Consider the following 24,175-nt stretch of genomic DNA (forward strand, 5'->3'; position numbering starts at 1 on the left):
GGCTCAGTCGAACATGAACGTCGACGCGCACGTGCCGAACGCGATCACGAACGCCGCGAAGAGCACGAGCGTCACCCACGCCTTCGGCGGCACGTCCTGCGGCGACTCGTCGACGTCGCCCGCGGCGCGGTCGTCCCGGAGCCCGTCGGGCCGGGTCACAGTCCGCTCACCATCCGCGAGATATCCGTGGCCATCGCCACGGCGAGGATCACGAACACCACCGCGATGAACCAGGTGTACATCCAGCGGGACCGGTGATCGCCGATCCAGAACCGGCGCACGCTCACCACGCCGTTCACTCCTGCGACGAGGCACAGCAGAATCCCGACGGGCGCCGCGAACACGCCCGCGAAGCCGAGGATCGGCACGAGGATCGGCACCAGCAGGTAGGTGATGAGGCAGCGCACCCCGGACACCGCCATCGACACCCGGAACCCGCGGTGCGCTTCGCGCTCCACGCGCGCCGAGCGGTCGACCTCGCGCACGCGCAGCAGTGACCGCATGAATCGGTCGGCCGGCGGGCGCTCGGAGGGGCGCTCGGGGCTCCCCTGCGCGGCATCCGGCGACGCCGCTGAGGCGCTCCGCTCCTCGTCAGTCGACGGTGCACGCACAGCGCTCATCGCTTCCCCTCGATCGATCCGTCCCCGGTCGCAGCCGCATGACGAAGCGGCGACCTGTGCTTCCAGCCTAGCAAGGCGCAGCGCCGATCCCCCGGCGGCGTCAGGACTGGCAGCTCGGGCACCAGTAGAGCTTCCGCGCGCCGAGCTCCTCGAGCAGGATGTTCGTGCCGCAGCGCTTGCAGGGCGTGCCCTCGAGCTTGTACACCCAGTGACGCTCGTCCCGCTCCGCCAGCGCGCGCCGGTAGTCCGCTCCCTCGAGCCCGTCGATCGTGATCATCTGCCCCACGGTGATGCCGATCTCCAGGAGGTGCGCCCAGTCGTCCCAGAGCGCTTCGAGCACCGAGGGATCGAGCGAGCTGGCCGGAGTGTGCGGGTCGAGCCCCGCCCGGAACAGCATCTCGGCGCGGTAGACGTTGCCGATGCCCGCCACCACCGACTGATCCATGAGCACCAGGCCGATCGGCGTGCGCTTCTTGCGCGCGCGCTCCACGAAGCGCCGCCGCTCCTCCGGTGTGTCGGCGTTCGCGGGATCCGGACCCAAGCGGTGGACGACCGCATCGACCTCGGCGGGCGTGAGCACTTCGCAGGCGGTCGGCCCGCGCAGATCCGCGCAGACCGTCTCGTTCAGCAGACGCACCCGCACCTGCCCCACCGGGTCGGGCGGGAACGCTCCGTTCTCCTCCTCGGCCCGATCCCGCTCCGCCATGCGCACGTGCGCGACTCGCGCGCGGCGCGGCGCCCCGATCGATGCGACCGAGTCCTCGGCATCACGATCGATCGCTCCGGCCATGCCGGTCTGGCCGAGCCTGCCCCGCCCGAACTTCGTCGCGTGGATCTGGATCGACGGGTCGACGCGCACGTCGCCCGCGAAGTCCCAGGCGCCGTAGATGCCGAGGTGCACCCGCAGCCAGCGCTCCCCCGCGAACTCGAGGAACATCTGCTTGCCGACCGCGCGCGCATCGGTCATCTCGTGACCGCTCAGGATCGCCGCGCCCTGCGCGAACCGGCCCTGGGGACTCGTCACCTCGGGACGCGTCCCGACGAAGTTCGTGCGGAACTGGCGGGCGATGCGGTGAACGCTGTGACCCTCGGGCATGCGGCTACAGCTCGTCGACGTGCTTGCCCGCGATGCCGCCGGTGAGCTCGTACTCCCCGAGCTGCGCCACCCGGCGCACGTGCCGCTCGTCGCCGGGGAACGGCGTCGCGATGAACAGGTCGATGAACCGGATCGCGTCCTCGAGCGGATGCTGGCGCGCCCCGATGGAGATCACGTTGGCGTTGTTGTGCTCGCGGGCGAGCGTGGCGGTCGACTCGTTCCACACGAGCGCGGCTCGGATCCCCCGCACCTTGTTGGCCGCCATCTGCTCTCCGTTGCCCGAGCCGCCGAACACGACCCCGAGGGCCGCGACGCCGTCGCGCTCGTCACGGGCGACGCCGAGCGCGGCGTTGATGCAGAACGACGGGTAGTCGTCAAGCGCGTCGTACTCCCGCGGGCCGTGATCGACGACCTCGTGTCCCTGCTCCGTCAGGTGCTGCTGCAGCCGCTGGCTGAATTCGAGTCCGGCATGGTCCGTGGCAACGTGAATGCGCATGGATCCAGACTATCGGGATCCCGGCAGCGCGCAGCGCGCCGTCAGAACTGCGGGCCCGCGGTGCGGCCGCGCTTCAACTCGTAGAAGCCCGGAACGCTCGCCGCCATCACGATGCCGTCCCAGAGGCGCAGCGCCTGCTCCCCCGTCGGAGCCGGGGTCACGACCGGGCCGAAGAACGAGACGCCGTCGACCGAGATGATCGGCACGCCCACGTCCGGTCCCGCGATCTCGAGCGCGTGCTCGGTGGTGCTCCGCAGCTGCGCGTCGTACTGCTCGTCATCGGCGGCCTCCGCGAGCGCGGGATCGAGCGAGAGCGCCGCGAGGCCCTCCGCGATGATCGCGTCGAAATCGTCGCGACGACCGGGATGGATCCGCGTGCCGAACTCGGTGTACAGCCGGGCCACCACGGCTTCGCCGTGCGCTCGCCGAGCGGCCTCGATCACGCGGCCCGCGCGATGCCCGTTCAGCAGCCCCTCGGTGTAGGGGCTCGGCTCACTGGCCTCGTTGATGATGCGCAGGCTGATCGGATGCCAGGCGACCTCGAGGCCGCGCGCTTCTGCGACCTCCGTGACCCACCGACTCGTCATCCAGCACCAGGGGCAGATGGGATCGAAGAAGAACTCGACCGTGTGCGTTTCGGCAGGGTGCGGGGCAGCGCTCATGCCGCCAGCCTACCGGGCCGACCGGCGCGCACACCACCGCCGGCGCGGGCACGGCCCGCTGTCAGAGGGTGAGGCATAGGCTGGATGCAGCAACCGTCACGACCGCAGAACACTCGTCAGGAGCAGCAGTGCCAGGAACGAATCTCACCCGCGAAGAAGCCCGCCACCGGGCGAGCATCGTCTCGACCGAGCACTCCGAGGTGGAGCTCGATCTCACCACCGGACCGGAGACCTTCTCCGCCGTCACCACCATCCGGTTCTCCGGGTCGGAGGGCGCATCGACCTTCGTCGACCTCATCGCCGACTCGGTGGAGAGTGTGGAGCTGAACGGCGCGGCGCTCGATCCCGCCGAAGTGTTCGCCGACTCGCGCGTGCAGTTGCCCGCGCTCGCGGCCGAGAACGTCGTGCGCATCGCCTCGACGCAGCGCTACACCAACACCGGCGAGGGCCTGCACCGATTCGTCGACCCGGCCGACGGCGAGGTCTACCTCTACTCGCAGTTCGAGGTGCCGGACTCCCGCCGCATGTTCGCGGTGTTCGAGCAGCCCGATCTCAAGGCGACGTTCCAGTTCACGATCACGGCGCCGGCCCGCTGGGAGGTCGTGAGCAACCAGCCGACGCCGCAGCCCGTTCCCGCGGGCGAGCGGAACGGCGAGGCCGCCGCCGTCTGGGCCTTCGAGCCGACCCCCGTCATGTCGAGCTACATCACGGCGCTCATCGCCGGCCCCTACAGCGTGGTGCGCTCGGAGCTCACGAGCCGAGACGGGCGCACGATCCCCCTGGGTGTCTTCTGCAGGGCCTCGCTCAGCGACTTCCTCGACGCAGACTACATCTTCGAGAAGACGCGGGAGGGCTTCGCCTTCTTCGAGGAGCAGTTCGACTACCCCTACCCGTTCGACAAGTACGATCAGCTCTTCGTCCCCGAGTACAACATGGGGGCGATGGAGAACATCGGCGCGGTGACCTTCACCGAGGCCTACGTGTTCCGCAGCCAGGTCACCGACGCCATGCGCGAGCGCCGCGTCGTCACGATCCTCCACGAGCTCGCCCACATGTGGTTCGGCGATCTCGTCACGATGCGCTGGTGGAACGACCTGTGGCTGAACGAGTCGTTCGCCGAGTACATGTCCACCCTGGGCGTCGCCGAGGCGACCGAGTGGAACGAGTGCTGGACCACCTTCGTCGCCTCCGAGAAGTCCTGGGCGTATCGGCAGGATCAGCTGCCCTCGACGCACCCCATCGTCGCCGAGATCCGCGACCTCGAGGACGTGCTCGTCAACTTCGACGGCATCACCTACGCGAAGGGCGCCTCGGTGCTCAAGCAGCTCGTCGCCTGGGTGGGCCGGGAGCCGTTCATGCGCGGCGTGCACGAGTACTTCGTGAAGCACCACCACTCCAACACCGAGCTCTCCGATCTGCTCGCCGAACTCGAGGCGCAGAGCGGGCGCGATCTCGCCGAGTGGTCGAAGCTGTGGCTCGAGACCGCCGGAGTGAACACGCTGCGCCCGGTCTTCGAACTCGACGCCGACGGGCGGTACACGAGCTTCGCGATCGAGCAGACCGCGATCGACGAGTACCCCACGATCCGTCCGCACCGCATCGCCGTCGGCCTCTACGCGCGCGAGGGCGACGCCATCCGCCGCCTGCAGCGCATCGAGCTCGACGTGGCGGGAACCCGCACCGAGGTGCCCGAGCTGACCGGGGTGGTGCAGCCCGAGCTCCTCCTGCTCAACGACGACGATCTCACCTACGCGAAGATCCGGCTCGACGAGCGCTCGCTCGGCACCGCGACGGCGCAGCTCGGCGCCATCGAGGATTCGCTGGCGCGGGCCCTCGTCTGGGGCACCCTGTGGGACGCGACCCGCGACGCGGAGTTCCCGGCCTCCCGGTTCGTCGACGTCGTGCTCGAGCACGTCGCGCATGAGACTGCGTCGACCACGCTGCGCACCCTCCTGAGCCAGCTGCTCCTGGCCGCCTCCGCCTACGTGGCGCCGGCGAAGCGGCAGGCGACCCTGGAGCGGGTGGCCGATGCACTGTGGCGCCTGGCCGTCGATGCGGAGCCGGGCTCCGACAACCAGTTCCAGTTCGTCAAGGCGTTCGGGCAGTCAGCGGCCAGCGAGGAGCAGCTCGAGACCGTACAGGGCCTCTTCGACGGTTCGCTCCCGCTCGACGGCCTGGACGTCGACACGGATCTCGGCTGGGAGCTGCTCATCGCGCTCGCAGCCGGCGGTCGCGCGACCGAGCAGCAGATCGAGGCACGCCTGGCCGAAGACCGCACCGCGACCGGCAACCAGTCGGCGGCGCACGCACGCGCCGCCCTTCCGACGAGCGCCGACAAGGCGCGCGCCTGGGCATCGGTGTTCGAGCAGGTCGACAAGCCCAATGCGATCGTGCGCGCCACCGGGCTCGGGTTCGCCCGCGCGCACGACCTCGCCCTGCTGGAGCCGTACGTGGAGCGCTTCTTCGCGGCCCTGCTCCCGGTGTGGGAGTCGCGCAGCTACGCCATCGCCGAAGAGCTGATCGAGGGCTTCTATCCGGCTCCCCTCGCAAACGCGGAGCTCGCGGAGGCCACGCGCGCCTGGCTCGACGCCCATCCCGAGGCGCCGGCCGCGCCGCGCCGCATGGTCACCGAGCATCTCGCGGGCGTCGAGCGCGCCCTGCGCGCGCAGCGGGTCGACCAGGAGGTCTGAGTGGACGGCGTCGAGGAGGTGGAGGAAGCCATGTGGCAGGCGTTCGGCGACTTCCTGGTGACGTATCAGGTGCCGTTGCGCATCCTGCTGATCGTCACGCTCGCCGTGCTGCTCAACTGGATGCTGCGGCGGGTCCTCATGCGCACCGTCACCCGGATCGTGACGGGAGTGAAGCGCGCGCAGAACGTCGACACCACCTCCGAGATGCAGGCCGCGCCCTACGTCAACGCGCGCGCGGTGCAGCGCACGCGCACCCTCGGCACCGTGGGGCGCGCGGCCATCACCTGGCTCGTCGTCGTGGTCGCGCTGATCCTCGTGCTCGCGGAGCTCGACGTGAACGTCGGCGCGCTGGTGGCCTCCGCCGGCATCGTCGGCGCGGGCCTCGCGTTCGGCGCCCAGAACATCGTCAAGGACATCCTCAACGGCATCTTCATGGTGTTCGAAGATCAACTCGGCGTCGGCGACTGGATCACGGTCGGCGAGATCAGCGGCACGGTGGAGGACGTCGGGATCCGCGTCACCCAGGTGCGGGGCATCGACGGCACGCTCTGGTTCGTGCGCAACGGCGAGGTGCTCACCCTCGGCAACGCGTCGCAGGGCTGGGGCCGCGCGCTCATCGACATCACGGTCGAGGCCGACGCCGACCTCGACGAGGTGGAGCGCGTCACGCTCGATTCGGCGAAGGAGCTGCTCCAAACGCCCGAGACGGCCCGCAAGATCACCGGTGCACCTGAGGTCTGGGGCGTCGAGAGCGCCTTCGGCGACCGTGCGACGCTGCGCCTCGCGATCCGCACGCGGCCCGAGGCGCAGTGGGCCGTGCAGCGGGCCATGCGCCCCGTCCTCGTCCGCAGATTCGCCGAGGCCGGCATCCAGCTCGCCACTGAACTGCCGCAGTTCCCCGGAGGAAAGAAATGACGCACGATCCAACCCATCCGCCGCAGCCCCGCCTCACGCTCCGCTCGAGCGAGAGCGGAGCGGCGGTCACCGACACCGTCTGGGCCCAGGTCGGGGGCACCGAGACGTTCGACCGCCTCGTGCGGGCCTTCTACCGCGAGGTGCGCCGCGACCCCGTGCTCGCACCGATGTACCCCGACGCGGATTGGGAGGGCGCGATCTGGCGGCTGCGCACCTTCTTCGAGCAGTACTGGGGCGGACCGGCCACCTACTCCGAGCAGCGCGGGCATCCGCGCCTGCGCATGCGGCACGCGCCGTTCCCCGTGACCCCGAAAGCGAAGGAGCACTGGCTCAGGCACATGCACGCCGCGCTCGACGAGATCGCGCTGCCGCCCATGCACGACGCCGCCTTTCGGGACTACATCGAACGTGCGGCGCTCGCGATGGTGAACCGCTTCGAGTGATCCTCCGCGCCGCGTCCGCAGACTCAGACCGACGGCTGACGCTGTCCCGAGAAGAGCAGAGCGCCGCCGAGCGCGATCATGACGCCGCCTCCCGTGGCTCCGAGCGCGGCCATGCGCTTCGGCGAACTGCCGAGCCAGGTGCGCGCGGCACTCGCCGCCAGCACCCAGGCCGAGTCGCAGATCGCCGCCATCACGACGAACACCAGACCGAGCTCGAGCATCTGCAGCGGAATCGCACCGGCCTCCCGGCTGACGAACTGCGGCAGCACGGCGACGAAGAACACGATCGTCTTCGCGTTGGTGACGCCGACGAGGAATCCCTGCAGCGTCTGCCTGCGCCGCGTGAGACGGAGCGGGGTCGCCGTGCGCAGCGCGGCATCGCCGCGGTGCCGGATCGCCTGCACACCGAGGTACACGAGATAGACCGCTCCGACGAACTTCAGCGCGGTGAAGAGCACCGCCGAGGCCGCGACGACGGCGCCGACCCCGAGCGCGACCGCCACGACCAGCACCGCGGCGCCGATGAGGTTGCCGAGCACGCTCAGCAGCCCGCCGGCGCGGCCCAGCGCGAGGGAGCGACCGATCGTGAACAGCACGCTCGGCCCGGGGATCACGATCAGCACGAAGGCCGCGAGCCCGAACGCGACCAGGTTCTCGAGGGGCACCATTCCTCGATCCTAACCGTGTCGGCGCGCACCGACCCCGGCGCTCCGGGATGCGCGCGGCCGAAGACGCTCGCGGAGCTGGGCCGTGCACCGCTGGGCCGTGCACCGCTGACTCAGACGGCGATGCGCCGTAGACTGGGGCCATGAGTCTCCACCTCACCGACGACGATGCCGCCGACGCCCTGCTCACGGACAATGCGCTCGCACTCCTCATCGGAATGCTGCTCGACCAGCAGGTCGCCATGGAGGTCGCGTTCACCGGCCCGCTCAAGATCCAGCAGCGGATCGGCGCGGTCGATGCACGCTCCATCGCGGAGACGGATCCGGACGACTTCGTCGCCGCCTTCCGGCAGTCCCCGGCGGTGCACCGCTTCCCCGGCTCGATGGCCGGTCGGGTGCAGACCCTCTGCCGCACGCTGATCGACGACTGGGGCGGCGACGCGGCGGCGATCTGGACGCAGGGCGAGCCCGACGGCCCGACCGTGCTGAAACGACTGCAGGCGCTCCCCGGCTTCGGCGCGCAGAAGGCCAGGATCTTCCTCGCGCTGCTCGGCAAGCAGTGCGGGTTCACCGGCGCGGGCTGGCGGGAGGCCTCCTCGCCCTACGGCGACGAGGGATCCTTCCGCAGTGTGGCCGACATCGTGTCTCCCGAGACACTGCTGCAGGTGCGCGAGACGAAGCGCGCGGCGAAGGCTGCGGCGAAGCGCGGCTGACCCGCGCCCGCTGCTGCGCGTAGTAGGCTGAAGTGGTTGCCTCCGTAGCTCAGTGGATAGAGCAACGGCCTTCTAATCCGTCGGTCGCAGGTTCGAATCCTGCCGGGGGCACTCCGAGCACCGGTCCGAACAGGGGCGGTCCCGCGCGCGCCCGGCGCTAGGATCGTGTGGTGCGCGATTCCTCCCGACCCCGGCTCCCCTTCGAGGTCTGGGCGCTCGTCGCCGGCGGGTTCACGGTGGCGCTCGGGTACGGGGTGGTCGCACCGGCGATCCCGCAGTTCGCACTCGAGTTCGGGGTCTCCAACTTCGCGGCGTCGGCCATCGTCAGCGCGTTCGCGCTCATGCGCCTCGTCTCCGCTCCGCTCGCGGGATGGACCGTGGGGCGACTCGGCGAGCGCCGCACCTACTCCCTCGGCATCCTGATCGTCGCCGTCTCGACGGGCGCCGCGGCCTTCGCCGCCGACTACGCCCAGTTCGTCGTGCTGCGCGGCGCCGGCGGCATCGGATCCACGATGTTCACCGTCGCCGCGACGGCACTGCTCATCAAAGTGAGCCCGCCGCACGCACGCGCTCGCGTCGCGAGCCTGAACGCGGCGGGCTTCCTGCTCGGCGGCCTGCTCGGCCCCGTCTTCGGCGGAATCGTGGCGTCGTTCGGGCTGCGCGCACCCTTCGTGTTCTACTTCGTCACCCTGCTCGCGGCGGCGGCGGTCGTCGCGGTCGCGCTGCGAGGCTCGAGGGCGGCGGCCCGCCCGAGCGGGCCCGACGCGACGGAGGACGACTCGATGACGCTTCGCGCGGCGCTCCGCATCCCCCATTTCCGGGCGCTGCTGCTCTCGGTCTTCGCCTTCGGCTGGGCATCGTTCGGGGTGCGCGTCTCGGTGATCCCGATCTTCGTCGCCGTGGCGTTCGGCGGCGACGCGGCGCTCGCGGCGTGGGTGCTCGCGGCCTACGCCGCCGGCAACGCCCTCTTGATCCTCCCATCGGGGCGGTGGAACGACACGGTGGGCCGCAAGCCGATGCTCGTGATCGGGTCGGCGGTGCTCGCCACCGGCTACCTCGCGCTTCCGGCCGCGCCGACCATTCCGGTGGTGCTCGCGGTGATGTTCGCCGCGGGACTGGGCTCGGCCCTCGTCAACCCCGGTCAGCAGGCGGTGCTGGCCGATGCGCTGGCGCAGCGTCGCGGCGGAGGTGTCGTCGCCGCGTACTCGATGACGAGCGACCTCGGCGGGGTGCTCGGCCCGCTGGTGGCGGGCGCGGTCGTCGACCTCGCCGGCTTCGGATGGGCCTTCGGCATCACGGCAGCGCTGCTCGCCGGAGCGATGCTGGCATGGCTGCTCCTGCCCGACTCCAAACGACTCGCCGCGAGCTGAGCCGCAGCGCGCCCCCGATCCCCGGCAGCGCCCCGCGGTTGCGCGCCGGCGAACGCGTTCACCCCTCCAGGTCGTCGACGCCCGGGAGCCAACTGAGACCGGGCTTGCCCCAGCCGTTCTTGCGCTGCGCCTTCTGGGCTCCGCGGTTCTCGGGATGCACCAGGCGGTCGACGTAGAGCAGCCCGCTCAGGTGGTCGAACTCGTGCTGCAGAATGCGCGCGAACCAGCCGCTCGCCTGCACCTCGAAGGGAGTGCCGTCGACGTCCTGAGCCCGCAGCAGTGCGCGCGGCGAACGCCGCAGGGCGAAGCGCTCTCCGGGGAACGACAGGCAGCCCTCGACCTCGTCCTCGCCCGGCAGGCCCGGATCGGGCGGGGCGATCCACAGCTCGGGATTGATCGCCGCCCCCTGGGCGGGCGCCTCGTCCTGATCCTCGTACATCCACACGAAGACGCGCTTGCCCACACCCACCTGGGGCGCCGCCAGCCCCACGCCGGGCGCGGCGACGGTGGTCTCGAACATGTCGTCCACGAGCGTGCGCAGCTCGGCGTCGAACTCGGTGACGGGGGCTGCGGGGCGGTGGAGCACCGGCTCGCCGCAGATCACGATGGGAAGCACTGCCATGGACTCCAGCCTACCGGTGAGCGTCTAGACTGAACGGGTCCACGCGGGTGAATGGAGTGCAACGTGTCGAACACGCCAGCGGATCAGATCGTCTGGATCGACTGCGAGATGACAGGTCTCGACGTCGATCGCGACGGCCTGTGCGAGATCGCCGTGATCGTGACCGACTTCGAGCTCGAGCCACTCGATCCCGGGTTCGAGATCGTCATCAATCCCGGGGCCGATGCGCTCGCGAACATGAACGATTTCGTGCGGGGCATGCACGAGAGCTCGGGCCTGCTCCCCCGCATCGAGAGCGGCGCCACCCTCGAGGCCGCGGAGTCACAGGTGCTGGAGTACTTGAGCCGCTTCGTCACCGCAGGCCGTCGGCCCCTCGTCGCCGGCAACACCATCGGCATGGATCGCCGCTTCATCGCGAAGTATCTGCCGCGCCTCGAGGAGCGGCTGCACTACCGAAGCATCGACGTCTCAACGATCAAGGAGCTGAGCCGGCGCTGGTACCCGGCCGCCTACTTCGGCGCGCCCGAGAAGCGGGGCGGACACCGCGCTCTCGCCGACATCGCGGAGTCGATCCAGGAACTCGCCTACTTCCGCGGGGCGGTGATGATCGACGGACCCGGGCCGGACAAGAACGCGGCTGCCGGGATCTCGCGGGCGACGAGCGAGCGCTACGCCCGGATCATCGACGGACCGGAGCCCGGCAACGAGTCCTGAGACTCACGGCTCGGGATCGTCCTCGCGCGACCAGGCGACGGCGATGAGTCTGCGCAGCACGTCGAGGTCGATCTGCTCGAGCCGCTTCACGTAGACGCAGCCGGCCCCCTCGGTGTAGGTGCCAAGCCGCGGCAGCAGCGCGGACCCCGCCGGGAGGTCCTTCAGACCGTAGAGCGAGAGCTGCGCTTTGCGCGGGGAGAACCCGGTCTTCGGCCACTCTCCGCGCGTGCGTGGATTCGCGGGCGAGACGTAGCGGTAGCTGCCGTATCCGACGATCGACGGCCCCCACATCCGCGGATCCTCCCCCGTCACCTCGCGGAAGATCTCGGCGAGCGCCAGACCGTCCTCCCGACGCTTCGCCGGGGTGACGCGCTCCAGGAACTCCCGCACATCTGCATCGGTCGGTCGCGTCTTGATCTCGTCGGCCATACCGCCATTCTCGCGCACTGAAGCCGCTCGGGGAAGCGCATCCGGCGGCGAGGCCGCGCGGGCCGGGGATGCAGGGTTCGGTGCCGTGGGATCTGCGCCGTTCCCGGGCAATGCGCGATGATCGCACGACACTCGTGCCATGATTGATGCGGCTGATCCTGCCGCACATCGCGTCGTCGCCGACGCGGCGCAGGCCGAGACATGGGAAGAGGGGCCGTGTTCAGACGCAGAGGCGCGACGAATCGGGGCAACGCGCTCTCAGTGCTCTTCGCAGCGATCGCGCTGGGCGTCATCGGCACCGGCTGGTTCCTGCTCATCCGATCCGAGCCGGCATCCTGGACCCACGTGATCGCGACGATCGCCGGAGTGGTGATCTGCGCGCCGTTCGCGATCCACGTCGGGCGCTCCGCCGGGTATCCCCTCGTCGGGGTCGGCGTCGTCATCCTCGCGATTCCACCGGTACCGGAGTCCGCCGTGCTCGGCGTCTCCGTCTGGGCCCTCGGCGTGGCGATCTCCCTGCTGGTCCTCCGCCGGAGCCCCCTGCACGCACTGAGCGTCACGGGAACGAGCATCGTGGGCGCGTTCGCCTTCGTCGCCGTGCACGGCGCGCTGTCGGCGCTCGGCGTCTGGCAGCTCCCCGCGTTCGTCGCGGCCGCCGCGGCCTACTACCTGCTCTTTCTGCTGGGCGAATGCGCGCGCCAGTGGCCCCGCTCCACCCCCGATCACGGCTTCAGCCTCTCGAGCATCAGCTTCCCCCGTGTCGCGCTCGTGGTCCTCGGCATCGGGGTCATCGCGACCCTGATGAACTACGTCAACTCCTCTCTCATCCCGTGGTTCGAGCACAATCCCGCGGCGAGCCGCAGATCCTTCGTCGTGCTGCTCACGGCTTCGCTGCTGTACGTGCTCGCGCAGCGGCAGCGCTACACCGCGATCGAGCACCGTCTGAACGCCCTGATCGATGCGGCCGTGGAACTGCCCCGCGAGACGGGACGCGGCATCGCCGACGCCCTCCAGGAGCGGGCACGCGACATCGTGCGGGCGAATGCGGTCGAGCTGCGGGAGGCGCCGCCCGAGGCGCACGAGATCGGCGCGCCGGTCAGCCTCGAATCGGGCGACCAGCGCCACCTGGTCGCCGAGCGCAAGATCGGCGGCGGCCCGTTCACGCGGGAGGACCAGCACGCCCTCGTCACCCTCGCCCACGTCGCGAGCGAAGCGGCACGGGTGCAGAGCGAGGTCGACGTACTCGAACGCCGCGCGAACAGCGACACGCTGACCGGCCTGCCGAACTACGGCGCATTCCAGAAGGCACTCGTCGAGGCGAACGAGCATCGGCCCTACCACGAGGGCATCGCCCTGCTCTTCATCGATCTCGACAACTTCAAGAAACTCAACGACAACTTCGGGCACCGCGCCGGCGACGAACTGCTCTGCGCGATCGCCGAGCGCCTGCAGAGCAGCGCGGGCGGCGGAGACTTCGTGTCCCGTGTCGGCGGCGACGAGTTCGTGGTCATCCTCACGGGGCTCGTCTCCCTCGAACAGGCGAAGGAGTCGGCCGACCGGATCATCGAGAAGATCAATCAGCCGCTCTCGCTGGAGGGGCGATACATGCGCCCGATCGTCAGCGCCGGCCTGGCCTTCTCGAGCCACCGCGAGCTCGACGCTCAGACGCTCGTCGAAGACGCGGATCGGACGATGCTGCAGGTCAAGCGCTCGCGCCGCCAGGGCGGGCACCTCGAGGAGAGCAGCGTGAGCGTCTCGCTGCACCGTTCGACGCGCACCAACGACATCGTCGCCCGCGCCATTCGCGGTAACCGGCTGAGCCTCGCGTTCCAACCGATCGTGAGCATCGAGCGCGGCAGCATCTGGGCGTTCGAGGCCCTCGTGCGCTATGTCGATCCCGAGCTCGGCCCTATCTCGCCTCCGTCCCTCGTCGCGCGAGCCAAGAGCCTCGGTCTCATGAACGAGCTCACCCAGCAGGTCATCACCAAGGCGCTCGAAGCGGCCGAGCAGTTCCGACGTCTCGAACCGGACATCGACTGCATGACCGTGAACATCGAACTGGGGCAGATCAGCGAAGCCGAACTCGGGCCCTTCATCCGCGCCGCAGCGGCGGCGCACCCCGACATCAGGCTGTGCATCGAACTCAACGAGCGCTCGCTGCGCTCGGTGACCGACGATCTGAGACGCGATGCGGAAGCCATGCAGGAGGCCGGTGTGATCATCGCGCTCGACGACTACGGCTCGGACGACTCCCCCGTCGGCGCGCTCGTCCGCTTCCCGATGAACATCCTGAAGATCGACAAGAGCCTCATCAGCGACCTCGAGGATGTGCGCCAGCGCGAGGTGATCAGAGCGCTGCAGGGATTCGGGGACAATCTCCAGCACACGGTCGTGGTCGAGGGCATCGAGAACCGGGCGATGGCCGATGTGCTGGTCGAACTCGGCGTGCGCGATGCGCAGGGCTACTACTTCGGCCGGCCGCTCCCGCTCGCGCAGACGCTGGACCGCATCCGTCGATCGAGTACGCAGGCCACCCTCCGCCGCTGACGGGTCTCTCCCGCGGGGCCGTCGGCGGCCGCCCGCCGGGCTCAGTAGTCGGCGTCGGATTGAGATTGCGGAGTGACGTCGACGCCCCCGCTCACACGCGCGATCGCGTGCTCGGGAACGAAGTCGGGATCGAGCTCGAAGAACGCGTCGAGCACACCGATGAAGGCGAGCGACGCGACCGACCAGGTCTCGGGCTCGGGCTCGGCAGGGATGTCGAAGTGCGCCTCGACCAGGGCCGGGACGGTAGCGCGCACGATGCCGAGCCCCTCGATGACGGAGGCGGCAGCAACAACGAACGCCTGATAATCGTTGTGGAACACGGGCTTGAGCCGGTAGCCGATCGTCGGCAGCACGTTGCGGTAGAAGCTCTCCATCGTCTCGACGAACGCGAGCTCGCTCGCCCGCAGGGCGTCGAGGACACGGGTGCGTCCGGCGCTCTCGGGCCAGGACAGGATCGTGGTGGAGAGCGCCGCGTAGGTGCGCCACTTCGCCGACGCCGTGACGACGTCGAAGTTGTACTCGGCGGCGGTGCGGATGATGTCGATGAGCACGCTGCGCCGTCCCTCGACGGAGCGGAGGTCGTCGGCGCGCATGCTGAGGTACTGCCACGTCGTCAGAAGGGTCTCGGTATCCGCGCGATCGATCTGAGCCTGATTGGCGAGCTCGCAGAACAGATCGCCGAGGAACGCGTCGGTCGACGCCCACGTCTTGCCGAACTGCTTCATCGAGACGCCGGCATCGGAGCAGAGCCGCTCGAGCGATACCGGATCGATCCCGAGCGTGAGCCCCGAGGACTCGACATGCAGAATGGCGCTGTGCAGTACCCGGTTGCGTACCGAGTCGATTCCGGTCTGATCACGCAAGCCGCTCGCCCGATTCCAACTGTCTTCCGGCACCGTTGCACCTCAATTCCCACCTGCTCGTTGCTCCATCGTATCAATTTGCGCGCCTCATCGCGGGTTTTCCCGAAGAGCCGTGGAATCGGGACACCTGTCGTGCGCCTCGAACCGACACGTCGGCACGGGGTGCGCGGCACGCACCCCGAATGGTGCACAATAGGTGTTCGAACGAGTCCTTCGCGCACACGAACCGGGGGATACACGACCTGTCCGGAGCGGTTCTCGCCTCCGAGGCTTCCAGGAGGATCCCGGCGTTGTCCCACATTGATCGAAGTGTCACGAATCACGAGGTGATTCCCGTGATCGAATCGAGCGTCTTCTCGGAGCACTCCACCGCCCGGCTCGCCGGCGGTCTGATCGCCAGGAACGGCGTGCCGCTCCCCGGCCTCGAGACCGAGTACGCCGCGCACTTCCATCTGCGCAAGAAGGTGTACGTGGATCAGACCGGCCAACTCGCGGAGAGCGAGCTCCAGGACGACGGGACGGACCGCGACGAAGACGACGAGCGGTCCGTCACGTTCGCGGTGATCGAGAACCACCAGACCGGCGCGCGCATCGTCGGCGTGGCGCGTCTCATCCTCCGCGGGGAGCACCGCCCGCTCCCGGTCGAGGAGTTCTGCCCCGACGTGCTCGCGCCGGGAGAGCTGGGCCCCGAGAGCGTCGAGGTCTCCCGGGTGATCGCCCGCCACGAGACCGCAGCGATGCAGAACCTCGTGCAGGCGCACCTCTTCGCGCTCATGCTCGCGTATCTTTCGGCGCACGAGCTCGACCGCACCTTCGCGATCCTGGAGCCGTGGCTCGAGCGTCATGTGAAGGGCGTGCTGGCCATCTCGCGCATCGGCGAGCTGCGCTACGTGGAGCACTACCTCGATTACAACGTACCCATCGAGATCGACATCCCCGCGTCGGTGGAGCGGGTGAACGCTCACAACGCCGGATTCATCGATCAGTATCGCGCCGCGGAGCCCGGGATGGCCTACTTCGGCCGCACGTACAAGGGTGTCCGCAAGGAGCGCGCGGCCTGATGGGGAGCAGGAACGTCCGCTCCCCCGAGTTCTCGCGCAACTACGGGTTCTGGAGCGAATCCGAGCAGGAGGCGCTCGTCGCGGCGAAGGTCGCGATCGGCGGTGTCGGCGGCGACGGCTTCCAGCTGGGTCTCAAGCTCGCGCGCATGGGCGTCAGCCGGTTCAGCATCGCGGACCCGGAGGTCTTCGAACCCGAGAACATCAACCGCGTCGAGGGCGCCTCGGGGTCGACGTGCGGCCGCAATAAGGCGGAGGTCTTTCGGGATCGCGTCCTCGACATCAATCCGGATGCCCAAGTGGAGATCTTCCTGAGCGGGGTCACACCGGAGAACATCGAGCCGTTCATGCGCGACGCATCGCTGGTACTGGACGAGTCCGAGCTGACAAGGCCCGAGATCGGCACCCTGATCGCCCGCCGCGCGAGGGCGCAGGGCATTCCCGACCTGCTCGTGATGAACGTCGGCTTCGCCGCGCAGGTGACCTCCTTCGCGCCGGACTCCGCATGGACCTTCGAACGCTTCATGGGGTTCTCGGCCGACACCCCGCTCGACGAGATCGCCGGCGCGGGCGTGGATCTCGCCCGCTGTCTGCCCTACATCCCGCCCTACACCGACCTGAGATCACTGCAGGCCGTGCAGGGCGAGAACGGGGAGCAGCCCGCGTCGCTCCCGTCCATCTCCGTGGGTGTGGATCTCGCATCGGCGATCGGCAGCACGCAGGCGTTCCTCCATCTGACCGCGGGGGTGACCAATCGCCGCCGCTCCCCCATCTGGGCGCCTCGCGTGGCGTATACGGACGCCTATCTGATGCGCACGCGCACCTTGCGCGCCGGCCGGGCATCGTTCATGCGCCACGTGCTGATCGCGAGCGCGCGGCAGCGACTCGGTCTCAACCCGCTCGGAAGCTACACCCTCGCCGATATCGCGCGCCGCGCAAGCTGAGGAGCTCACGACCGATGCACCGCTGCGGGCATCGAGCGTCACCGTCGCCTCCTCAGCTGTCGGGCGAAGACGATGCCGCCCAGGGCGAGGAGCGCCATCGCCGCGGCGAGCAGCGACTCCGATAGCGGCCCTCCGGTCACTGCGAGGAGCGGCACCTCGGGCGACGTGCCCGCGTTCTGAGAACGCTTCTGCCCGGCATCTGCTGCGTCGGGGCCTGTGCCGAGGTCCGCTGCTTCGGTTCCGCCGCCGGGGGTGCCGGGGATGCCCGGCGTCTCCGGGAACTCAGGCGTCTCCGGGGTCTCCGGGGTCTCCGGCGTCTCCGGCGTCTCCGGCGTCTCCGGCGTCTCCGGCGTCTCCGGATTCTCCGGGGTCTCAGGCGTCTCAGGATTCTCAGGCGTCTCAGGATTCTCAGGCGTCTCAGGATTCTCAGGCGTCTCCGGGGTCTCCGGATTCTCCGGATTCTCAGGCGTCTCCGGGATCTCAGGATTCTCGGGGGTCTCCGGATTCTCAGGATTCTCAGGATTCTCAGGCGTCTCGGGGGTCTCGGGGGTCTCGGGGGTCTCCGGGGTCTCCGGGGTCTCCGGATTCTCCGGATTCTCCGGGTTCTCCGGCGTCTCCGGCGTCTCCGGCGTCTCCGGCGTCTCCGGCGTCTCCGGATTCTCCGGCGGCTCCGGCTCTCCTCCCCCGGAGCAGGATTCGTCTGCACAGAGGAAGGTGTTGACGGCGGTGATCTGCAGTTCCTGCCACGAGTCCGGCTGCCCGGACTGCACGATGGTCGCCGTGTCGCGGGACGCATGGTCGATCCGCGTGCTCGTGGCGCCGCCGTCGTCCGTCTCGACGGCAAAGCAATGCGCACCGATGGGCAGGGGCAGCGGCGAGCCGCCCTCGGACACGTTCACGGTCTCGCCCCCGCGCAGGCGTACGAGGCCGGAGTAGACGGTCGACCAGACGGACTCCTCATCCCCGGTGGGTTCTTCCACCTCGCAGCTCACGAAGAACTCGAAGTCCGTATCCGCTGCGTCGATCAGGGCCTCCTCATCGCCCTCCACGAGCTTGCGGACGGAGAGCGTACCCGCGGAGTAGCGGTTCGTCAGGGAGACGCGCACCGTCTCTCCCGCAAGACCTGCCTCGTCGAGGGGCACCAGGACGTGCACGGGCTCTGGACGCGATTCGGGATCCGCACTCCCGGCGCCCGTCTCGCTCACCGTGCACTCCGCACCCGGCTCGATCGGGCCGATCGGCTCGGAGGCCAGGTCGCGCTGGCCCTCGGCGTCGATCGTGAGCGACGTCTCGTAGCTCCAATCGCCCGGCGCCGTGCAGGCGACCGAGAACGAGAAGGTATCGTCGGTTCCGAACGGCTCGGCGCCGACACCGTCGAGTGTCTTGTCGATGATGATCCAGCCGGGCGCAACGAGACGCTCCTCATCCCGTTCCACGCCCACCCGCGGTGCCTCCAGCACATTCATGCGCAGACCGGTGGCGGGGTTTCTCACCGACACCGCGGCAGAGTTCCATGCCACATCCTCGGCACCGATTCGGGGCGCCTGCATCTCGAACTCGACGGAGAACCCGCTCCCGGCGGCGTAGGCGTTCGCCGAGCGGAAGCGCAGCGCGGTGACCTCGCTCAGATCTTCGGGCGTCGCACTCGACCAGTCGTCGACGCATCCGGTGTTCGCGCTATTCGGGAAGACCTCGTCTCGGCAGGGGTTGTCCGCGCGAGAGTACTCCGCGGACACCCCGGCAGGAAGATCCATGATGCCCGCGAGCACCGGTCGGAAGGTGCTGCCCCGTTCCGTGTCGGCCTGCCCCACGCTCACGCCGCGGTCACCGGGCGCGGGAAGCAGGTCGTAGATCACCGCGTCGTCGACCGACGCACCGTGCGCGTTCATCCAGGTGACGCGATAGACGGCGCTGCCGCCGACCGATGAGATCTGTCCGACCGCAGGATGCCTCGCGAATCCCGCATCCAGATCGCCCTTAACCTCTTTGATGAGTCGCTGTGAGGACGAGCCGGGCTGACCTGGTTTTTCGGGAACGGTGTACGAGGACGTAGCGCGGCAGTAGTCCACAGTCGAGGAGTCACCGTCGAGATCCTTCGCGTCTGCAGCTTTGCATCCCGACAGGAACTGCGGCGACGGAAGGTTCGCGAATAGTCCGGCCTCATTGGCGTAGACACCCGGCAGCGTGACGTCGGGGGTCAGCCACAGGCGGATCGACAATCCGGCGGCATCGCTCGCGATATGCGCGTTCAGGTGCTCGGCCGGGATCGTGACGCGCACCAGCTCCCGTCCCGTTCCGCCGAAGTCGTGAAGCACCTCCGCCGGATACATCTCGGCATCCGTCTGAGAAGCGCCTTGCCCGTGGGTGCTGATCAGCACCGGAACCGAGTCGCCGGTCACGAGCCCCGTGGAGGCACCCACGGGGATCAGATCGGTCATCACGACGTCGCTCTCGAACGCGCGCGGGGTGAAGACTTGAGCGTTCAGTGTCCACTCGAGGCCCGCGGCGGAGGCACTGCTGCTCTTGGTCAGACCGACCACTGCTCGATCCGTGATGCTCAGGGTCGCCTGCCGAGTCACTGTATTCGACGGGGCACCCGTGTGCGCGTCGGTGAACTGAGCGGTGGCGGTGTTGCGAAGCTGATCGCCCGGGCGCGTGGACTCGTCGGCGTATCCCCCGATCGTGTAGCGCAACAGCGCGCCGGGCACTTTGGAAAAGACCAGTCGAGACACCCGCCCGATCGCGTTCTCAGGCACCTCGGCCTTGCCCGAAACCACCGGCAGAGTGATCGTCGAGCCGTCGGTCAGCACCGCTTCGATCGTCGGTGTTCCCACGCCCCCAGGGTAGATCGCATACGGATGCCACGCCGGCGTCTCGCAGAGCTCGCCGTCGGTGCGGCTCTCGTGGAGGGTGCCCCCGCTGAGACAGGGCATGTCGTCCTCCACCTCCCACTCGACCCGGGTGTGCTGCCCTCCGCCGGTCCCGATCGTGAGGACGTAGCTCGACTCGCTCAGGCTGCTGCCCTGCAACCATCGTCCGGGGTAGGTCGTCTGCGCAGGCAGGTTCGGCCCACCGATCGCCCCCTTGGAGAACTCGCCGGTCGCGGGCTCCCGCTCCGCGACCGTCGAGGTCACGGACGCGGTGTCGTGGGTGCGATCGCCGGCCGCCCAGGCGAACTCGATATCGACGGAGTTGTCGATGTCCGTGCCGGGTGCGACGTCTGCGAGCACTCGAACTCTGAACGTGGTCAGGGCAGAGGCCCCCGGGCTGCAGCTGAGGCTCGAGGTGGTGACGATGATCTCGCGCGTCTCGGCATCGTAGCTCCCCGGGCCCGACACGAAGGCGACGAACTCCACTTCGGCGGGCAGCGTGTCCCGGGCCGTCACCGATACGGGTCGCTCGTGGCCCGCGGCCGGTGACACCCCGCAGTCGTACGTCAGGGTGTATGTCAGTTCCTCCCCCGGGTACGGTGCCGTACTCGACACGGTCTTCCCGGCTGCGGCCGGTGTGCGCTGCGCAGTCACGGTGCTCGTGACCGTGTTCCCCGGCACGGATGCGGGAAGGTTCTGCGCCGTGAGCACCGGCTGCACCGTCCACTGCGTCCCATCGGGAAGCCACAGGTGGGCCCGGTAGAAGAACTCGAAGGAGATCTGCCCGCCTTCCGCGCCCATCTCGGCGAGCGAGACCGTGATCACCTGCGACGACGGAACAACAGTTGCCCCGAGGATCTCCGGGGGCAGATCGCTCGGCAGCGTGACGGTGCCACGTGCGGGATTCGGCATCTGGATGTGCACCTCGCCGCCCTCCAGACAGACCTCGGAGTCCAGGGCAGAGCAGGACAGCGTCACCCGGTACGTGAAGTCGCTCCCAGACGGGAGGGTGTCAGCAGAGGTCTGCTCGATCTCCACGGCCACGACGCTCTCGGCGCTCGCTGGCGCCGCGATCACGCCGATCCAGAGCAGCGCAGCGACGCCTCCGGCGATCCATCGAAACCACATCTTCAACAGCCCCCTCAATACACACAGTCCCTACACATCGTGAGTGACTTCAAGTGAACGCTCCGTTGGGGCGTGCGTGCGGAGCTATATACCTTGTTGCGTAGTCATGACTCCTGGAGCGAGTAGTGCAGATCTGCGAGTAGGTATCTTGTAGACGCTGTGTGCGCGTATGTCCCGCCCATACGCCGCTGTCCTGATCGCAGATGGTGAAGATCAGCGCGGTCCACCGGGCGCGTCGTCCGCGACATCGAGACCGAGGCCCGAATGTTGACGGGTCGGCAGTCGATCGGCAGGTGATCGTCGCTCGGCGCCGACTGAGGCGCTTCGCGGGCCAGTGCCGCGCATGAGCGCGCGCGGCCGCAGCTCCGCAGTCGCAGCTCCGCATCCGAGTCGGCGTCCGCGGCTGGGTCAGCCGGAACGCCTCGACCGCGTCGCGAAGCCGCGCACGTGCGCAGCCCGAGCAGCGGCGCGCACCGCGTCAGAACGCACGTCTGCCCCGGCACATGCGCCGGGGCAGACTGATCGGGGTCCCTGCGTAGAGAGTTCTCGAACCCTAGTCCGAAGCTGAAATCCTTGATTTCCCGCTGGAAACGAGGGGCATACCGAGTGTCACAGCGGTCCGATAACACCCCGATTCAGGACGCGCGAGGGCCCTGTGTCCGGAGGATCGGGAAACCTCAAACCTTTCTCACCCCCGCAGAAGTAGACCGTCTTGTCGACGATTACCTCACTGGTCTCAGCGTCGGATACCTAGCCCAGAAGTATGGTGTGCACCGTGCAACCGTCTCGAAGCATCTCACCCGGAGCAACGTCGTGCGCCGCCAGCACGGCCTCACAATCGAGGAAGCCGCAGAGATAGTGAAGCTGCACGGCGGTGGCATCTCAATGCGCGCTATCTCACGCACTCTCGGTGTCGACCGTAAGCAGGTTCGCATCTCCTTAGTCGCAGCTGGTGCACTCGTCGATCAAGCCTCGACCATGAGAATCTAAACGAAGCCTTCCTCGACAAGCACACAACCGCTCTCGGTAATGACATGGGCCTGGCCTGAACCGTCAACGACTCGGCTCCAACTCTCAACCAGCAATCGACCCTTGAATATCGACATCGAGAAGCCGCCGTACATACCTGGATAACCAAAGTACAGATTGTCCAATGTCTCCAACGCGATGATCTCGGAAGGGATTGGCCGAATCTTTACGGGCTCCAAAGACTCGGTACGTTCCTGAATCAGTTCAGATAGGTGCTTGTCCCATGCAGCAAACTTTCGCAACTGGTTGTCGCTCAGATCACGCACGGTCAGAGCATCAGCAAGATGCTGATGATTGCGTTTCAAAGCAATAACGATTGGACGATCGCCTTCAGCGTTCCGTAACGAACGCCATGCTCCGCGGCGGATGAGTTCATCCACGACCTCCGATGAGGCGCCGAGCCAAGCTGCCTGGTGAAGTGGTGTGAACCAAGAGTCACCAGCGATTCTCCATTGATTTACGCTCAGAGATCGCTCTCGATCAAAAAGACGAAATACCACCTCCCAATTGCCGACTTTGGCAACGTCCGCAAGACGGTTGATGTTGTCGACGCGACTCTCCCTGAGAAGTCCCGCCTCTATCACGCCTGGCCAATCAACTTCCAACTGCCACCCTACGCTCGACATTCGGACGGTGTAACCAGAACTACTGCTGCCGGATCTACATCACTTGCCGTTGCAAGAGTCGGCAACTGGGTCTGCTGCATGAGTTGGTGACTGACCTGACCTACAGTTTGGTTTCCACTCAGGGTAGCTAGTCTCGATGGCCTTCATGAAAGGCTCACCCACATGCCACGCCCCTACCCACCAGAGTTCCGTGAACGTGCGATCGCGCTCGTCCGCGATGGCCGACCGGTCAAGCAAACCGCCGCCGATCTCGGCATCCACGAGGTCACCCTCCATTCCTGGCTCCGTCAAGACGATATCGATAACGGTCGCCGTAAAGGCAGATCTACCAGCGAAGACGCTGAGCTGCGAGCGGCACGAGGCCGAATCAGGCAGCTTGAGCAAGAGCTAGAGATCGTGAAACGAGCCTCAAAATGGCTCTCTGAGGAGGAACGCGTTAACCCAAAAGGGCTCACCCGGTGATCGACCGTCTCGTCGACGCCGGGGCACCCGTCGAGACCTGCTGCCGACTCCTGGGCGTCTCCAGACAGGGCTACTACCGCTACCGCAGACGCCCCACGAGTGCTACGCAGATGCGCAGGCAATGGCTCACTGGTTTGATTCGAGAAATCCACACTGCCTCGCGCGGAACCTATGGATACCGGCGCATCCATGCCGAGCTCACCATCGGGATGGCGATCCCCTGTTCGAGTCGACTGATCTCAGTGCTGATGACCAAGAGTGGAATGTACGGACTCCCTGGTCCGACTCGAGTGAAACGGTTGAAAGGGGTGGCTACTGCTGATGATCTCGTGCATCGCAAGTTCCACCGGCTGTCGCCGAACGAGCTCTGGGTGACGGATATTACGGAGCATCCGACGCGGGAAGGAAAGGTGTTCTGTGCGGCAGTGCTTGACGCATGCAGCCGGAAGATCGTTGGCTGGGCGATCGATTCCAAGCAGGATTCAACACTCGTGGTGAATGCCCTCGATATGGCGCTCCGCGCGAGAGCACCATCCCCAGGCGGCATCGTCCACGCTGACCACGGGGTCCAGTTCACGTCATGGGCGTTCACCCAGAAGATTCGTTCTGCAGGACTTCTGCCATCGTTCGGGACCGTCGGTGACGCGCTTGATAACGCAATGATGGAATCGTTTTGGTCATCAATGCAGATCGAGCTGCTCAATCGAAAGAAATGGACGACGCGGATCGAGCTCGCGAACGCGATATTCGAGTACATCGAGGTGTTCTACAATCGCAAACGAAGGCATTCATCGTTGGGCTATCAAACTCCCGCAGACTTCGATCTCGCCCTCACCAGACAGTTGACACCAGCCTGAAGCTAGCGACCGAGACTGGAAACCAAACTGTAGGTCAGGTCACCGAGTCAATCAAACCGACATCAGACCCTTGCCAGACGCGGAGGGTGTCGGGAGAGACCCCGAGGAGCCCACCGATATGTTTGCTCGCCGCGTGGAGGCTGGCGTGCTCGGGAAGTGCTTCGGCGAGCATGCGCAACGCTCGGTCTTTGAAATCTGGGTCGTATGGTTTGGGCATGATGTTCCTATCTTCCTGGTTGAAAGATCGGAACTAAACACAGGTCGAAGCAGTCACCGGGTTCGATATTCCCTGGACAATGAACATCACTCCCCCTTACACGGACAACGACTATGCGCGGGATACTGAAACCCTGCTG

22 protein-coding genes and 1 tRNA gene are annotated in these 24,175 nt (G+C 67.7%); 11 read left to right on the forward strand and 12 right to left on the reverse strand.

The features are described from left to right. Nucleotides 1-3 precede the first annotated feature (3 nt). The 5 genes from EVS81_RS15720 to EVS81_RS01255 form a co-directional block, all read right to left on the reverse strand. Nucleotides 4-159 (reverse strand): hypothetical protein, encoded by a 156-nt coding sequence (locus tag EVS81_RS15720; RefSeq protein ID WP_165384163.1) that lies wholly within the window; start codon nt 157-159, stop codon nt 4-6. After that, nucleotides 156-620 carry a hypothetical protein gene (locus tag EVS81_RS01240; RefSeq protein ID WP_205879367.1) on the reverse strand — a complete coding sequence of 155 codons (465 nt, stop codon included), beginning with the start codon at nt 618-620 and terminating at the stop codon, nt 156-158. Before EVS81_RS01240 ends, EVS81_RS15720 begins: the two co-directional genes overlap by 4 nt. Nucleotides 621-720: 100 nt before the next feature. Beyond that, nucleotides 721-1,716: an Fpg/Nei family DNA glycosylase gene (locus EVS81_RS01245; protein WP_130108781.1), complete on the reverse strand. Its 996-nt coding sequence runs from the start codon at nt 1,714-1,716 to the stop codon at nt 721-723. Nucleotides 1,717-1,720: 4 nt separating this feature from the next. Further along, on the reverse strand, nt 1,721-2,212 hold the full coding sequence (locus EVS81_RS01250) for a ribose-5-phosphate isomerase (RefSeq protein WP_130108782.1): 492 nt from the start codon (nt 2,210-2,212) through the stop codon (nt 1,721-1,723). Nucleotides 2,213-2,253: 41 nt separating this feature from the next. Continuing rightward, entirely contained in the window at nt 2,254-2,874 is a 621-nt protein-coding gene (locus EVS81_RS01255) for a mycothiol-dependent nitroreductase Rv2466c family protein (protein WP_130108783.1), read from the reverse strand. A 128-nt stretch (nt 2,875-3,002) separates the two neighbouring features. On the opposite strand from EVS81_RS01255, the gene pepN reads away from it, so the two are divergent. From pepN to EVS81_RS01270, 3 genes are read left to right on the forward strand one after another with little or no spacing between them, the layout of a single operon-like run. Beyond that, the gene (gene pepN, locus EVS81_RS01260; RefSeq protein WP_130108784.1) at nt 3,003-5,564 is read left to right on the forward strand and encodes an aminopeptidase N; all 2,562 of its coding nucleotides are present in this window, start codon (nt 3,003-3,005) and stop codon (nt 5,562-5,564) included. Next, nucleotides 5,565-6,479, forward strand: a complete 915-nt coding sequence (locus tag EVS81_RS01265) for a mechanosensitive ion channel family protein (protein WP_240739908.1) — start codon at nt 5,565-5,567, stop codon at nt 6,477-6,479. Next, nucleotides 6,476-6,922: a globin gene (locus EVS81_RS01270; protein ID WP_130108785.1), complete on the forward strand. Its 447-nt coding sequence runs from the start codon at nt 6,476-6,478 to the stop codon at nt 6,920-6,922. The genes EVS81_RS01265 and EVS81_RS01270 overlap by 4 nt, the downstream gene beginning before the upstream one ends. A 23-nt stretch (nt 6,923-6,945) precedes the next feature. Here EVS81_RS01270 and EVS81_RS01275 read toward each other — a convergent pair whose 3' ends face one another. Further along, the gene (locus EVS81_RS01275) at nt 6,946-7,590 is read right to left on the reverse strand and encodes a LysE family translocator (protein WP_130108786.1); all 645 of its coding nucleotides are present in this window, start codon (nt 7,588-7,590) and stop codon (nt 6,946-6,948) included. 140 nt (nt 7,591-7,730) lie between these two features. Between EVS81_RS01275 and EVS81_RS01280 the strand changes: the two genes are divergently transcribed. The 3 genes from EVS81_RS01280 (at nt 7,731) to EVS81_RS01290 (ending at nt 9,670) form a co-directional block, all read left to right on the forward strand. Then, on the forward strand, nt 7,731-8,300 hold the full coding sequence (locus EVS81_RS01280) for an HhH-GPD-type base excision DNA repair protein (protein ID WP_130108787.1): 570 nt from the start codon (nt 7,731-7,733) through the stop codon (nt 8,298-8,300). A 38-nt stretch (nt 8,301-8,338) separates the two neighbouring features. Next, nucleotides 8,339-8,411: transfer RNA gene (locus tag EVS81_RS01285), tRNA-Arg, on the forward strand. 59 nt (nt 8,412-8,470) lie between these two features. Then, on the forward strand, nt 8,471-9,670 hold the full coding sequence (locus tag EVS81_RS01290; protein ID WP_130108788.1) for an MFS transporter: 1,200 nt from the start codon (nt 8,471-8,473) through the stop codon (nt 9,668-9,670). A 58-nt stretch (nt 9,671-9,728) separates the two neighbouring features. Here the strand turns inward: EVS81_RS01290 and def are convergent, their stop codons facing one another. Next, a complete protein-coding gene (gene def, locus EVS81_RS01295) occupies nt 9,729-10,292 on the reverse strand; it encodes a peptide deformylase (RefSeq protein WP_130108789.1) in 564 nt (187 codons plus the stop codon). A 63-nt stretch (nt 10,293-10,355) separates the two neighbouring features. On the opposite strand from def, the gene orn reads away from it, so the two are divergent. Further along, entirely contained in the window at nt 10,356-11,006 is a 651-nt protein-coding gene (orn, locus tag EVS81_RS01300; RefSeq protein WP_240739909.1) for an oligoribonuclease, read from the forward strand. 3 nt (nt 11,007-11,009) lie between these two features. Here the strand turns inward: orn and EVS81_RS01305 are convergent, their stop codons facing one another. Next, nucleotides 11,010-11,435, reverse strand: coding sequence for a DUF1801 domain-containing protein (locus tag EVS81_RS01305; RefSeq protein ID WP_130108791.1), 426 nt, complete (start codon nt 11,433-11,435; stop codon nt 11,010-11,012). 216 nt (nt 11,436-11,651) lie between these two features. On the opposite strand from EVS81_RS01305, the gene EVS81_RS01310 reads away from it, so the two are divergent. Beyond that, nucleotides 11,652-13,982 carry an EAL domain-containing protein gene (locus EVS81_RS01310; RefSeq protein WP_130108792.1) on the forward strand — a complete coding sequence of 777 codons (2,331 nt, stop codon included), beginning with the start codon at nt 11,652-11,654 and terminating at the stop codon, nt 13,980-13,982. A 41-nt stretch (nt 13,983-14,023) separates the two neighbouring features. Here the strand turns inward: EVS81_RS01310 and EVS81_RS01315 are convergent, their stop codons facing one another. Next, nucleotides 14,024-14,845, reverse strand: a complete 822-nt coding sequence (locus tag EVS81_RS01315) for a hypothetical protein (protein ID WP_240739910.1) — start codon at nt 14,843-14,845, stop codon at nt 14,024-14,026. A 335-nt stretch (nt 14,846-15,180) separates the two neighbouring features. Between EVS81_RS01315 and EVS81_RS01320 the strand changes: the two genes are divergently transcribed. After that, entirely contained in the window at nt 15,181-15,906 is a 726-nt protein-coding gene (locus tag EVS81_RS01320; RefSeq protein WP_240739911.1) for an N-acyl amino acid synthase FeeM domain-containing protein, read from the forward strand. After that, nucleotides 15,906-16,847, forward strand: a complete 942-nt coding sequence (locus EVS81_RS01325) for a ThiF family adenylyltransferase (RefSeq protein ID WP_130108795.1) — start codon at nt 15,906-15,908, stop codon at nt 16,845-16,847. Before EVS81_RS01320 ends, EVS81_RS01325 begins: the two co-directional genes overlap by 1 nt. 38 nt (nt 16,848-16,885) lie before the next feature. Here EVS81_RS01325 and EVS81_RS15980 read toward each other — a convergent pair whose 3' ends face one another. Then, nucleotides 16,886-20,845, reverse strand: coding sequence for a DUF5979 domain-containing protein (locus tag EVS81_RS15980; protein ID WP_240740040.1), 3,960 nt, complete (start codon nt 20,843-20,845; stop codon nt 16,886-16,888). A 986-nt stretch (nt 20,846-21,831) separates the two neighbouring features. Beyond that, nucleotides 21,832-22,500: an ankyrin repeat domain-containing protein gene (locus tag EVS81_RS01340; protein ID WP_205879368.1), complete on the reverse strand. Its 669-nt coding sequence runs from the start codon at nt 22,498-22,500 to the stop codon at nt 21,832-21,834. A 162-nt stretch (nt 22,501-22,662) separates the two neighbouring features. Here EVS81_RS01340 and EVS81_RS01345 point away from each other — a divergent pair. Further along, nucleotides 22,663-23,819, forward strand: a protein-coding gene (locus tag EVS81_RS01345; RefSeq protein WP_130108797.1) for an IS3 family transposase whose coding sequence is annotated in 2 segments (ribosomal slippage) — nt 22,663-22,939 and nt 22,939-23,819 — 1,158 coding nt in all. Because the reading frame shifts where the segments join, the coding sequence is not laid out codon by codon here. 34 nt (nt 23,820-23,853) lie between these two features. Here the strand turns inward: EVS81_RS01345 and EVS81_RS01350 are convergent. After that, nucleotides 23,854-24,036 (reverse strand): hypothetical protein, encoded by a 183-nt coding sequence (locus EVS81_RS01350; RefSeq protein WP_130108798.1) that lies wholly within the window; start codon nt 24,034-24,036, stop codon nt 23,854-23,856. Between the last annotated feature and the right edge of the window lie 139 nt (nt 24,037-24,175).

This window comes from Leucobacter triazinivorans (genome assembly GCF_004208635.1).
Lineage (GTDB): Bacteria > Actinomycetota > Actinomycetes > Actinomycetales > Microbacteriaceae > Leucobacter > Leucobacter triazinivorans.